This window comes from Saccharothrix sp. NBAS 001, from assembly GCF_056640475.1.
Map to the genome: position 1 here is coordinate 10396968 of NZ_CM153251.1, position 12122 is coordinate 10409089.

Sequence of the window (12122 nt, forward strand, 5' to 3'; positions counted from 1 at the left end):
TTGGTGCGCGCCGGAATACTGCCGGCTGCACCCCGATCTGCAAAGGGTCGCCCCGGCCATCCCGGTTAATGCTTAAAACGGTTCCCGGCTAAAAGTTAAATCACCACTCCCAGCGAATGCCGAACACGCCGGGGTCGAGGTCGAGCCCGAGCGCGTGCACGGTGTACGAGTCGTCCCAGGTCAGCGGCTTCACCAGGTGCTTGTCGCCGATCTCGGAGAACTGCTCGCAGCGCGCCGGCAGCGCCGCCGGGTCGAACCGCACCTCGATCAGCAGTTCCCGGGTGGGCATCCGCGCGCGCCGCTCGTGATTGGTCGCGGGGAGTGTGCCGACCTGTTCGATCTCGTACTCCACGATGATCGTCTCGTGCCGCGCCAACGGCCGCGGGAATTGCAGTTCGGCGGCCGCCAGGCCGGAATCCTCGTCCCGGTTGACCGCGACCACGGCGAGGTTGCGGGTGGGCACCAGGATCGGCGGCGGCCGGCCGTCGGCCCAGAACAGCAGCACGATGCTGCTGACGCCGTCCTCCTCGGCCCGCAGGATGTGCCGGGTCCACTGGTGGCGCTCGGTGCGGTCCGGGCCGATCTCCACCCGGGACACGATGCTCAGCCGGGTCAGCCGGGTCTCGTCGCGCGGGCCCAGGCCGTCCAGCGCGCGGTGCCGCGACCGGGCGTCCGGCCACATCTTCGACATCGGCTCGGCGGTCCGGGTGCGGTGCGCGAGCCGGCCGCGCGGCCGGGGCGCGTCGAGCAGCCCGGCCAGTTCGCCGCCGCGCAGCCCCAGGTACCGCTCCACGTTGCGCAGCGCCGCCAGCGACACCGCCCGCTCGGGCTGGCTGCGCCCGGACTGCCAGTAGCTCAGGGTGGCGAGGCTGACCGGCGTGCCCTGCCCGCGCAGGTGCTCGGCCAGCCGCTCCAGGGTCGCGCCGCGCTGCCTGATGGCCCGCCGCAGCCTCTCGGCGAACGGGCTCAGGCGGGTACCGGCCGACTCTGGCACCCACCGGACAGTAGTCCGCCCCGGCCGCGGATTCCAGCGTCCCGCGCACCCCCGGCGGCCGTCGCGGTGACCGCCCGCAGGGCCGGGTGAGCGCGTCGCCGCTCGGCGGGACGGCCGTGGTCGAGCCGTGCGAACGGGCCTATCTTTCGCCTGCGCCCAACCGGAAAGCTCGGATCGTCACGGTTCGTCCGACTCGCTCGCCGGGACCTCCCGAGGGCTTGGAGAGAGGCGTTCACAGATGCGGAGACAGGCTCTCCGGAGGGTCACCGCGCTCGCCGCGACCGGCGTGCTGGTGCTCGGCCCGCCGGCGGTGGGCACGGCGTCGGCCACCCCCGCCACCTCGCCCGGCGACGTCGCGGCGACCTCCGTCCAAGGCGACCCCCGCGACGGCGGCGACGTCGACAACCGTCCCGGGGCGACCCGGCCGACCGACCGGCAGGTGGCGCTGGCGGACGACCGCGGCACGACCGTCCGGTGGAACCGCTACGGCGCGCCCGCCACGCTGGTGCCCCGCCCGGAGGTCCGGCCCCGTGGCGCGGCGCAGGACCCGGTGGCCGTCGCCCGCGCCTACCTGGGCGAGAACCGCGAGCTGTTCGGGCTGGCCGCGCAGGCCGTGGACGCGATGGACGTCGTGGTCAGCCGCCCGATGGGGCAGGGCTCCTACGTCATGCTGCGCCAGCGGTTCGGCGCCGCGCCGGCGCTGCTGGACGGGCTGGTGACCTTCGGCATCCGGGACGGCGTCGTGCGCTACCTCAGCTCCACGCTGAGCCCCTCCCGCGCGGACCCCGAGCCCGCGACCCTCACCCCGGACCAGGCGCTCGCCGCCGCGACCGCCGACGCCGGCCTGGCGGACGCCGCCACCTCGCGGGTGCGGCCGGGCGCGGTGCCGATGCCGGACGGCCCGGCGCGCGCGGCCTACCAGGTCGTGCTGATCGGCCGCGACGAGGCGCACCCCACCGGGTACACCAGCTACGTCGACGCCCGGACCGGAGCGCTGCTGGTCCGCGAAGACCTGGTCGACCACGACTCGGACAACCCGGAGTGGGAGGTCTTCCCGGCCAACCCGCCGGCGGACTACTCCTCCCGCGACACCCGCGTCACGTGGTGCCTGGTCCGGGTGCGGGGTTGTGAGCGGGCGGTCGGCACGGCCGACCGGGGCGCCGCGTGGGACGCCGACGCGACCGGCTCGTCCAAGACCTCGGCGGGCAACTCCGGCCGTGCCACGGAGAAGTGGGACGACCTCGCGAGCGGCACGGTGGGCACGCGCACCGCGACCGCCAGCCCGACCCGCGAGTACACCTACCCGTGGACCAACCAGTGGCACGAGCAGCGGTGCGACCCGGCAGTGTTCGACACCCCGCAGCAGAACGACATCGACGCCGCGCTGACCAACCTGTTCGCCATGCACAACCGGATGCACGACTGGTCCTACCACCTCGGGTTCACCGAGGAGACCTGGAACATGCAGGCGGACAACGGCACCCACGGCGGCCTGGGCGGCGACGCGGAGCGCGGCAACGCGCAGGCCGGCGGACGGGTGGGCGGCGCGCCGCCGGGCTTCCCGTCGCGCAACAACGCCAACCAGATCACCCCGCCCGACGGCGTCGCGCCGACCACCAACATGTACCTGTGGCAGCCGCTGCCCGGCTCGTTCTACGGCCCGTGCGTGGACGGCGACTACGACATGTCGGTCATCGGGCACGAGTACGGCCACGCGATCAGCGGCCGGCTCATCGCCGGGCCCGACAGCGGCTGGTCGGGCGCGCAGGCGGGCGCGATGAACGAGTCGCACTCGGACCTGTTCGCGGTGGAGTACCTGTACGAGTACGGGTTCGTCCCGCGCGGCGACACCCGGTACGTCGTCGGCGGGTACGTGACCGGCGACGCGAAGTCGGGCATCCGCAACTACGACATGAGTCGCAGCCCGCTCAACTACAGCAACATCGCCTACGACTTGGTCGGCGCGCAGGTGCACGCGGACGGCGAGATCTGGAGCGCCACCAGCTTCGACGTGCGCAAGGCGATGATCGAGCGCTACGGCAGCGGAACGCCCGCGCAGCAACGGGCGTGCGCCGACGGCAAGCGGCCGGTGGAGCAGTGCCCCGGCAACCGGCGCTGGATCCAGCAGGTCTTCGACTCGTTGCTGCTCAACGCTTCCGGCGCGGTGAGCTACGTCGACATGCGCGACGCCACGATCGCCGCCAACGAGATCCGGTTCGGCGGCGCGGACGTCCCGCTGCTGTGGAACGCGTTCGCCCGACGCGGCCTCGGCCTGGGCGCGGCCAGCAACGGCCCGAACGACCAGGACCCGACGCCGGGCTTCGCCTCGCCGCACGCCCGCAACGCGACCCTGCGGCTGGCCCCGGGCGAGGCCGGGAACCCGGTCCGGCTCTACGTCGGCGAGTACGAGGCCCGCTCGACCCCGGTCGCCGACACCGACCCGGCCACGCCGCTGCCCGACACCGTCCAGGTCGTGCCCGGTGCCTACAGCTTCGTGGTCGCCGGCGACGGCTACGGCAGCACCCGCCTGCGCCGCGAGGTCGACCCCGGCGAACGCGCCACGATCCGGCCGCCGACCGCGCGCAACCTCGCGTCCAAGGCGCTCGGCGCGACGGCCGCCGGCGACGGCGTGAACCTGGACAAGCTCATCGACGACACCGAGGCGACCGGCTGGGCGGCGCTCGGTGCGCCGGTCGCGGGCCGCAGCGTCCGGATCGACCTGGCCGGCACCGAACCGCAGCGGGTGGGGCGCGTGCAGGTGAGCGCCCTGCTGCGGCCGGCGATCGAGCCCGACCCGGATCCCGGTGCGCAGAGCCGGTTCACCGCCGTGCGCCGGTTCGAGGTGCTGGCGTGCAACAGCGCGGCGGGAGCGGACTGCGGCAGCGCGGCCGGCTACCGGCGGGTGTTCACCAGCCCGGCGGACGCGTTCCCGGCCGACGTGCCCCGGCCGACGGCGTCGGACCTGAACCTCCGGTCGTTCCGCATCCCGCCGACCAAGGCCACCCACCTGATGGTCCGGGTGCTCGCCAACCAGTGCACCGGCACGCCGGAGTACGCGGGTTCGCAGCACGACGACCCGCGTTCCACCAGTGACTGCGCCACCGGCAACCCGGCGGCGGCGCAGGCCGTCCGGATCGCGGAGTTCCAGGCGTTCCGGAACTGACCCGCACGCGTGAACGCCGCCCGTGCCCCTGGCGCGCACGGGCGGCGTTCTTGACGGTCCGTAGTCGACCACTCTACGTTCGGTAGCGTCCGGGCTGTCGGGTTCCGCCCGGCCGTCGAGCCCCGGAGGCGTGATGTCGACCGAAACCCCGTCCCGGCGCGGTTTCGCGCGGATCGTGGCGGCGAGCGTGGCCGGCACGACGATCGAGTTCTACGACTTCTTCCTGTACGGCACGGCCGCGGCGCTGGTGTTCGACAGAGTGTTCTTCCCCGGCAGCGATCCGTTGACCGGTGTGCTGCTCGCTCTCGCCAGTTACGCGGTGGGATTTCTGGCGCGGCCGTTGGGCGGCGTGCTGTTCGGGCACCTCGGCGACCGGTTCGGGCGTCGCCGGACGTTGTCCTTGAGCTTGATCGTGATGGGTTCGGCGACGGTCGCGATCGGGTTGGTCCCGTCGTACGCCTCGATCGGTGTCGCCGCGCCGATCCTGCTGACCGCGCTGCGCCTGGTGCAGGGGCTGGCGCTGGGCGGCGAATGGGGCGGCGCGGTGCTCCTGGTGGCGGAGCACGGGTCGGCGGCGCGGCGCGGGTTCTGGAGCAGTTGGCCGCAGACCGGTGGCCCGCTGGGCAACATGATCGCGACCGGCGTCCTGGCGGTGCTCGGGCTGGGCGTGACCGACGAGGAGTTCCTGGACTGGGGTTGGCGGATCCCGTTCCTGCTCTCGGCCGTGCTGGTGGTGATCGGGATCTGGCTGCGGCACGCGGTGGAGGAATCGCCGCTGTTCCTGGCCGCGCGCGAGCCCGCCCTGAGCCGTGCGCCGATCAAGACCGTGCTGCGCCACTACCGCAAGCCGGTGGTCATCGCGGCGCTGGCGAACGTGGGGGAGAAGGCGACCTACTACACGTTCAGCATCTTCCTGATCTCCTACCTCTCGCAGATCGTGCACCTGCCGAAGAACACCGCGCTGTCCGCCATCACGATCGCGTCGGTCTTCCAGGTGGTGGCGATCCCGACCGGCGGGCTGCTCGCCGACCGGTTCGGCCGCCGCCGGTGCACGATCGCCGTCGCCGTGCTGATCGCGGTGTGGGCGTTGGTCGGGCTGCCCCTGGTGGACGGCGGCGGGTTCGCCGCCGTGACGGCGGTGATCGTGGTCGGGTTGACCCTGCACGGCCTGATCACCGGTGCGCAGTCGGCGTTCTTCGCCGAGCTGTTCCCCAGCGAGGTCCGCTACACCGGGGCGTCGCTGGGCTACCAGTCGGCGACGGTGGTCGGGTCGCTCGCGCCGATCGTGGGTGTGGCGCTGCTGCACCGATCCCCGTCCACGGTCCCGGCCGCGTTGTTCCTGTGCGCGACGATCGTCTGCACGGTGGTCGCGTTCCTGTGGGCGGGGGAAACCCGTCAACGCGACCTCCGGGACATCGCCGCGCCCCACCGGGTCGACTCGGAGGACTTCCGGCGTTCCTGAACGCGGCGGCGACCGGGCGCGAGACCCGGCTGTGATCTTGGATACTGGCTTGAAACGTCCTATTGCGACAGGCGATAGTGCGCGTGTGAAGACTCTGGGGGGATTGGCCGCGCTCTGCGTCCTGGCGGGTGCGCTGGTGGCGTGCGGCTCGACCACGGCGGCCGAGCCCGCGCCTTCGTCCGCCGGGCCGACGAGCGGGCCGACGACCGCACCGGCCACCACGTCCAGCGCGCCGTCGCTGACCGACCGGCTGCCCGGCCTGGTCGAGCGCGCCGCGTTCCCGCGTGACGCCATGGCCGACCGGGGCGTCGCGCAGCCGACCGACCAGAAGTACGCCGTGTCGGGGATGCCGAGGCTGTGCGACGTCGAGGTGGACGCGGAGCACGGCTACCGGCCCGGCCTGTACCGCAAGTGGGAGAACGAAACCTTCACCGTGCGCAACTTCGTCGTCGGCTTCTCCGAGTCGACCGGCAAGGAGGTGCTCGACCAGGTCACCGCCGCGACCCGCGAGTGCACCACGTGGACGGAGGACGACCTCCAGATCCGCGTGGCGGAGAACACGGCGGTCGACCGGCCGGAGGGCGTCGAGGCGTTCCTCGGGCGTTGCCTGGTGATCATGCAGGACGGCGGCCTGTACTCGATCTGCGTCGCGTTCATGGCGCACGGCAACCTCGTCTCGTGCGTGACGACCTACAGCACGGGCGGGACCGAGGCGGCGTTGAACGACCTGCACGGCCTGCTGCCGCGCGCCGTCGAACGGCTGCTGAAAGCCTGACCGAGCCGCCTTCCACCGTCGCCCGGGGAAACCGGGACGGCGCATCGGAGGCAGCGCCGGCAGCCTGCCGAAAGGCAGTGCGAACACTTCACCTTCGGTAGCGGTGGGCGCGGCACGATCTCCCTAACTTCGTTCGCATGGAACAACTTCCGACCGCGACGGGGATTTCGGTGGACGGCGTGCCGGACGTGAGCGCCGAGTGGTACCTGGACATCGCCCGGCTCGGTGCGACCGCCCCGGAGCCCGTGCGGGCGTTCGGCGCGTTCTTCACCGAGGCGGTGCTGGTGCTGTTCGCCCTCGGGTTCCTGCTGCTGTGGTGGCGCGCGCGGCGGGGCTCGGCGACGGCGATGGCACGGGCGGTGCTGGCACCTGCCGTGACCGTGCTGGCCTACGCGATCAGCGAGACGGCGAAAGGGGTGTGGCAGGAGGAACGCCCGTGCCGCGCGCTGGGCGAGGTGGTGACGGTGGTGGCGTGCCCGGGGGCGGGGGACTGGTCGTTCCCCAGCAACCACGCGGCCATCGCGGGCGCGGCGGCCGTCGGGATCGCGTGGAGCGGCCGGCGGCTGGGGGTGCTCGCGGCGGGGTTGGCGTTGGCGGCGGCGTTCTCGCGGGTGTTCGTCGGAGCGCACTACCCGCACGACGTGGTCGCCGGGCTGCTGTGCGGAATCGTTGTGGCACTGGTGTTGCCGGTGGCCGCACGCGCGGTCGCGCCGCTCGTCGCCCGGCTGCGCACGCACGCCACGGGCAGCGTGCTGCTCGGTGGGAGATGATGCCTGTCGTGCGTGGCGTGCTCGTGCGGCTGTTCGCGGCGGTACCGGTGGTGTGGGCGGCGATCACGTCCCTGCCCGGCCGGCTCGCGCCCTGGGAAGCGGTGGCGTACCTGCTGGTCCTCGCCGCGCTCGTGGCGGCGGTGCGGCGGTGGCCGGTGGGCGCGGTGGTCGGGGCGGGGGTGGTGTGGCAGGTCTCGTTCTTCACCACGGTGTCGGCGGACAGCACGGTCGCCGCGGGCGCGTTGTCGACAGGGCTGGTCGCGGTGGCGTTCCTCGCCGGTCGGTACGCCACGGCCGGCGAGCGCGGCGTCGTGGCGCTGGTGGCGCTGGGCGTGGGCGCGGTGGTGGTGGCGGTCGCCGTGATGGGTGCCGTGGACACGGCCGTGGCGGCGCTGTCCGGGCTCGCGGCGCTGGCGGCCGTGCCGTGGACGGTGGGGCGCTACCGCCGGCAGTACCTGGCCATGGTCGAGGCCGGCTGGGAACGGGCCGAGCAGCTGGAACGCGACGCCGACCAGGCCCGCGCCCGGGAACGGGCCCGGCTCGCCGCCGAGATGCACGACCTCGTCGGCCACGAGCTGGCGCAGGCGGCGCTGCGGGTCGGCGCGCTGGAGCTGGCGCCGGACCTGGACGCCGGGCACCGGGCGTCGGCGCGCGCGGCCCGCGCGGCGGTCACCTCCGCCGCCGAGCGGCTGGCCGACGTCGTGGGCCTGCTGCGCACCGGGGAACCGGAGCGGGTCGAGTCCGTGGCCGAGATCGTGGACCGCGCCCGGCTCGCCGGCCTCGTCGTCGAGTCGACCGGTGACGGGCTCGGGACGGTCGACCCGGTGATCGCGCACACGGTGCACCGCGTGGTCACCGAGGCGCTCACCAACGCGATCAAGCACGCGCCCGGCGCGCCGGTGACCGTCGAGGTCGCCCGGGGCGGCCGGGTCGAGGTCGGCGTGGTCAGCGGCCCGGCCCGGCGGGCGGCGGCACCCGGCGGCGGCCAGGGCCTGCTCGGCCTGGCCGAGCGGGTCGCGCTGGTCGGCGGCACGTTCACCGCGCGCGACCTCGCCGACGGCGGGTTCGAGGTGCGGGCGAGCCTGCCCGCCACCCCCGTCCTGCACGACGCGCCGGCCACCGGCGGCCACCGCCGGCGCGCGGAACTCCAGGTCCGCCGCAGCGCCCGCCGGACCGTGCTGCTGACCTGCGCCATCGCCGCCGGGATCGTGCTCGTCCCGCTCGGCTACCTGGTCTTCGACACCGCCACCTCCGTGCTCGCCCCCGACGACTACCGGCGGCTGCGGGTCGGGCAGCCGGAGGCCGAGGTGGTGGCCGTGCTGCCGGACCGGACCCGGGTGGACGACCCCGGCCGGACGCCCCCGCCGCCCGCCGGCACCACCTGCCGCTACTACAGCACGCACCGCAACCCGTTCGACAACCGGCGGCTGGACCTCTACCGGCTGTGCTTCCGCGACGGGCGGCTGGCCGACAAGGCCCTGCTCGCGCGCGACCCGTGACCGGGGGCGATGATGCCGGACGTGATCAGGGTGGTGCTGGCCGACGACGAGGCGGTCGTCCGGGTCGGGGTGCGGGCCGTGCTGGCGACCGCGCGGGACGTGGAGGTCGTCGGCGAGGCCGGTGACGGGCGCGCGGCGGTCGACCTGGTGCTGGCGCACCGGCCGGACGTGGCCGTGCTGGACATCCGGATGCCCGTGCTCGACGGCCTGGACGCGGCGGCGGAGATCCGCCGGCTGGACACCGGCACCGCGTCGCTGGTGCTGACCACGTTCGCCGACGACGGCTACATCTCGCGCGCGCTCGGCGAGGGCATCGGCGGTTTCGTGCTCAAGACCGGCGACCCGCACGAGATCGTCGCGGGCGTGCGCGCGGTCGCGTCCGGTGCCGCCTACCTGTCGCCGCTGGTCGCGAAACGGGTGGTGGACCACCTGTCCGGGCGCGGCCCCCGGCTGCGGGCCGGCGACCGGGTCGGCGGCCTGACCGAGCGGGAGCGCGAGGTGCTCGGGCTGATCGGCGCGGGCCTGTCGAACGCCGAGATCGCCGCCCGCCTGCACGTGGTGGAGGGGACGGTGAAGGTCTACGTCGGCAACGTCCTGCGGCGGCTCGACGCGCGCAACCGCGTCCAGGCCGCGATCGTCGCCTACGAGGCCGGCCTGATCCCGCCGGCCGGCTGAGCCGCGCGGGCGTCGGGTTAGGCTCGTGGCGTGGCTTCGGTTGCTTTCGACGTGGCGGCCCACGACAGCGCGGTCGGCTCGCGGGCCGGCGGCCGGGCACCGGAATGCCTTGCGCGGCAAGGCGATCTGCTCGACCGGTACGACTACCTGCTCACGATCGGCGCGGACGCCGCGCCGTGGTCGGGCGGGCGCGAGGTGTCGGTGTTGCTGCGGCGCGGGTTCACCATCGCCGACGACGACGTGGAGTACCCCGGGATCGGCGCGAAGGCCGTGCCGCACCCGCCGTCGCCGCGCGGCGCGGACCCGAGGGGTGTCCACCCCGGACTGGGCAGCGCGGCGCTGGTCGCGATCGCGGACGACGGCGTGCGGACGCCGTTCGTGCGGATCGCCGACGAACCCCGGCTGATCCAGGACGAGCCTTCCTACGCGGCGGCCGTCGAAGCGGACGGGTACCGCTTCCTGTTCCAGGTCGACGACGACGGCCTGCCGCACGGCGACCACCCGGCGGACGGGTTCCTGTTCGGCGAGTACCCGTTCGGCTACGGCGCGATCTACTTCTACGGCGCGCTGGACGAACGCGGCCACGCGACGTTGGTCGTCCCGGGGTTCCTGGACTTCTAGACGAGTAATGCGCCAGTCGAGGCGGTGGCCGGGGACGGACGAGGGGTGTTCGACTCGTGACGACCGGCCTGAACACCCTTCTGGCCGCACTCCACGTCGAGATCGGCGACCGCCTCGCCGGCGGGCCACCGCGGTCGACCGATGCCGGGCTGGTCACCCTCGCGGTGGCCCGGGCACTGCCCGGGGTCGCCTCCGAGGCCCGGTGGTCGGGGTTCCTGCCGGTCCGGATGCCCGGCGCGTTCCGGTGCCCGCCCGGCCGGTCCGACCACCACCGCCGCCTCCGCGCGGCGTTGCCCCCCTGGTCGAGCAGGTCGTGCGCTGGTCGGCCGCCGACACCGACGCTCGCCGATCGGCACGGCCTGCCGCAACCGGACCCCGTATCCCGGCGAACCACTGCCCAAGTCCGTCCGCCGGTCGACCGAGTCGGCTGACAGGCCGGTTGAACCTGGGCCGCCGTCCGGCACAACCGCGCCACCGGCCGACCCGTCACCCGATCCCTGGCCGCCTACGACCACCGACCCACTTACGCATTGCTCGTCCGGGGTTCGACGGCGTCGATCGCGGCGACGACCGAGGCGGCGTCGCGCACCGCGCCGGCGAACGCCGCCGCCAACTCCTCCGCCCGGCCCGGCGCGCACCGGTCGGCCACCCGCCGGGCCAGTGCCGCGAAGTGCGGACCGGCCGCCTCGACGGCCGAACTCGCCGCGATCTCGGCGGCCGGGACGACGACGGTGACCGTGATCCGCTTGCGCGCGGCCGAGTACCGCAGGTCGTGCACACCGCCGTGCCCGTCGCCGGACGTGATCGAGCCGCCCAGCACGAGTTGCACGTCGAGCACGTCGAGCCCGTCCACCATGACCTGCGCGAGGGCGGGCACCAAAGCCCGGCGCAGGCTCACCGATTCGACCGGGGACCGCTCGGGGCCACCCAGCCGGGACCTCATGGTCAGCTCCACGCCACCACCTTAAATCGCGGCTCGACCGTCACCGGGCTTGACCTTGACGCGGGCGGCAATGTCTACGGTCGGGCGTCATGAGTCAGTTCCCAGGCAAGGCGGTAGTGGTGACCGGCGCGGGCACGGGGATCGGGCGGGCCACCGCCCGCGCGTTCGCCGGGCAGGGCGCGCGGGTGCTGGTCGTCGGCCGGACCGCCGAGCGGCTGGCCGAGACCGCCGCCGGCTTTCCCGGCGTCCGCGCGCTCGTCGCCGACATCGCCGCCCCCGGCGCGGCCGACCACGTCGTCGCCGAGGCGGTCGAGGCGTTCGGGCGGCTGGACGTCCTGGTGAACAACGCCGGGATCGTCCGACAGGCCCCGCTGGGCGACGTCCAGGACGACGCGGTCCGGGAGATGCTCGCCACGAACCTGCTGGCCCCCGTCCACCTGACCGGAGCCGCCCTCCCGCACCTCGTCGCGACGCGCGGCGTCGTGGTCAACGTCAGCACCGCCATCGGGCAACGCGGCTGGCCGATGCCGGGCGGCGCCCTGTACGCCGCCGCCAAGGCCGCCCTGGACTCCCTGACGCGCAGCTGGGCCGTGCAGTACGCCCCGCAGGGCGTGCGCGTGGTCGCGGTCGCGCCCGGCCCGATCGCCACGCCCATCGCCGCCCACCAGGGCCTCGACCCGGACGAAGCCGACGCGCTGCGCACGCGGCTGGCGGCGCACGTCCCGTTGCGCCGGGTGGGCCGGCCGGAGGAGGTCGCGTTCTGGATCGTCCAGCTCGCCCGTCCCGAGGCCGGGTTCACCACCGGCGTCGTGCTGCCCGTGGACGGCGGGGCGCTCGTCGGGTGAGGGTAGCCTCGCCGGCGTGCGGATCGGGGAGTTGGCGAAGGCCACGGGTGTCAGCACCAGGGCGCTGCGGTTCTACGAGGAGAACGGCCTGCTGACCGCCGAACGCGCCGCGAACGGCTACCGCGTCTACGACCGGGCCGCGGTGGCCCGCGTCGCGAACATCCGCTACCTGCTCGACGCCGGCCTCACCCTGGACGACGTCCGGCACTTCCGGTCCTGCCTCGACGGGGACCTGGCGGCCGCCCGCCCGTCCCCCGCCCTGGTCGCCGTCGGCCGCCGCCGGCTGGCGGTGCTGGACCAGCGGATCGCGGACCTGGCCCGGGTCCGCGACCACCTGTCCGCGAAGCTCGCCGGCCGGTAGTCGCGGCCGCCGCC

The 12122-nt window shown here is 74.3% G+C and carries 11 protein-coding genes; 9 read left to right on the plus strand and 2 right to left on the minus strand.

The window, feature by feature from the left end:
• Positions 1-100 precede the first annotated feature (100 nt).
• Positions 101-994: a helix-turn-helix domain-containing protein gene (locus AC0HI0_RS47160; protein WP_480929966.1), complete on the minus strand. Its 894-nt coding sequence runs from the start codon at positions 992-994 to the stop codon at positions 101-103.
• A 238-nt stretch (positions 995-1232) separates the two neighbouring features.
• On the opposite strand from AC0HI0_RS47160, the gene AC0HI0_RS47165 reads away from it, so the two are divergent.
• The 7 genes from AC0HI0_RS47165 to AC0HI0_RS47195 all read left to right on the plus strand — a co-directional run bounded on the left by AC0HI0_RS47165 (position 1233) and on the right by AC0HI0_RS47195 (position 9959).
• Positions 1233-4157 carry a M36 family metallopeptidase gene (locus AC0HI0_RS47165; RefSeq protein WP_480929967.1) on the plus strand — a complete coding sequence of 975 codons (2925 nt, stop codon included), beginning with the start codon at positions 1233-1235 and terminating at the stop codon, positions 4155-4157.
• 133 nt (positions 4158-4290) lie between these two features.
• Positions 4291-5619, plus strand: a complete 1329-nt coding sequence (locus tag AC0HI0_RS47170) for an MFS transporter (protein WP_480929968.1) — start codon at positions 4291-4293, stop codon at positions 5617-5619.
• 85 nt (positions 5620-5704) lie between these two features.
• Entirely contained in the window at positions 5705-6394 is a 690-nt protein-coding gene (locus AC0HI0_RS47175; protein WP_480929969.1) for a hypothetical protein, read from the plus strand.
• A 137-nt stretch (positions 6395-6531) separates the two neighbouring features.
• Entirely contained in the window at positions 6532-7164 is a 633-nt protein-coding gene (locus AC0HI0_RS47180; RefSeq protein WP_480929970.1) for a phosphatase PAP2 family protein, read from the plus strand.
• A gap of 8 nt (positions 7165-7172) precedes the next feature.
• On the plus strand, positions 7173-8663 hold the full coding sequence (locus AC0HI0_RS47185) for a sensor histidine kinase (protein WP_480929971.1): 1491 nt from the start codon (positions 7173-7175) through the stop codon (positions 8661-8663).
• 21 nt (positions 8664-8684) lie between these two features.
• A complete protein-coding gene (locus tag AC0HI0_RS47190; RefSeq protein WP_480929972.1) occupies positions 8685-9338 on the plus strand; it encodes a response regulator in 654 nt (217 codons plus the stop codon).
• A gap of 30 nt (positions 9339-9368) precedes the next feature.
• Entirely contained in the window at positions 9369-9959 is a 591-nt protein-coding gene (locus tag AC0HI0_RS47195) for a hypothetical protein (protein ID WP_480929973.1), read from the plus strand.
• 523 nt (positions 9960-10482) lie between these two features.
• Here the strand turns inward: AC0HI0_RS47195 and AC0HI0_RS47200 are convergent.
• Entirely contained in the window at positions 10483-10914 is a 432-nt protein-coding gene (locus AC0HI0_RS47200) for a hypothetical protein (RefSeq protein ID WP_480929974.1), read from the minus strand.
• Between the two features lie 77 nt (positions 10915-10991).
• On the opposite strand from AC0HI0_RS47200, the gene AC0HI0_RS47205 reads away from it, so the two are divergent.
• Together AC0HI0_RS47205 and AC0HI0_RS47210 are read left to right on the plus strand one after the other, a co-directional pair.
• Positions 10992-11747 (plus strand): SDR family NAD(P)-dependent oxidoreductase, encoded by a 756-nt coding sequence (locus tag AC0HI0_RS47205; RefSeq protein WP_480929975.1) that lies wholly within the window; start codon positions 10992-10994, stop codon positions 11745-11747.
• 16 nt (positions 11748-11763) lie between these two features.
• A complete protein-coding gene (locus tag AC0HI0_RS47210) occupies positions 11764-12108 on the plus strand; it encodes a MerR family transcriptional regulator (protein ID WP_480929976.1) in 345 nt (114 codons plus the stop codon).
• The last annotated feature ends 14 nt before the right edge of the window (positions 12109-12122 follow it).

Bases quoted from the DNA above. Each gene is read 5' to 3' on its own strand.
- AC0HI0_RS47205 (WP_480929975.1), top strand. From the start codon at position 10,992: ATGAGTCAGTTCCCAGGCAAGGCGGTAGTGGTGACCGGCGCGGGCACG.
- AC0HI0_RS47165 (WP_480929967.1), top strand. From the start codon at position 1,233: ATGCGGAGACAGGCTCTCCGGAGGGTCACCGCGCTCGCCGCGACCGGC.
- AC0HI0_RS47180 (WP_480929970.1), top strand. From the start codon at position 6,532: ATGGAACAACTTCCGACCGCGACGGGGATTTCGGTGGACGGCGTGCCG.
- AC0HI0_RS47170 (WP_480929968.1), top strand. From the start codon at position 4,291: ATGTCGACCGAAACCCCGTCCCGGCGCGGTTTCGCGCGGATCGTGGCG.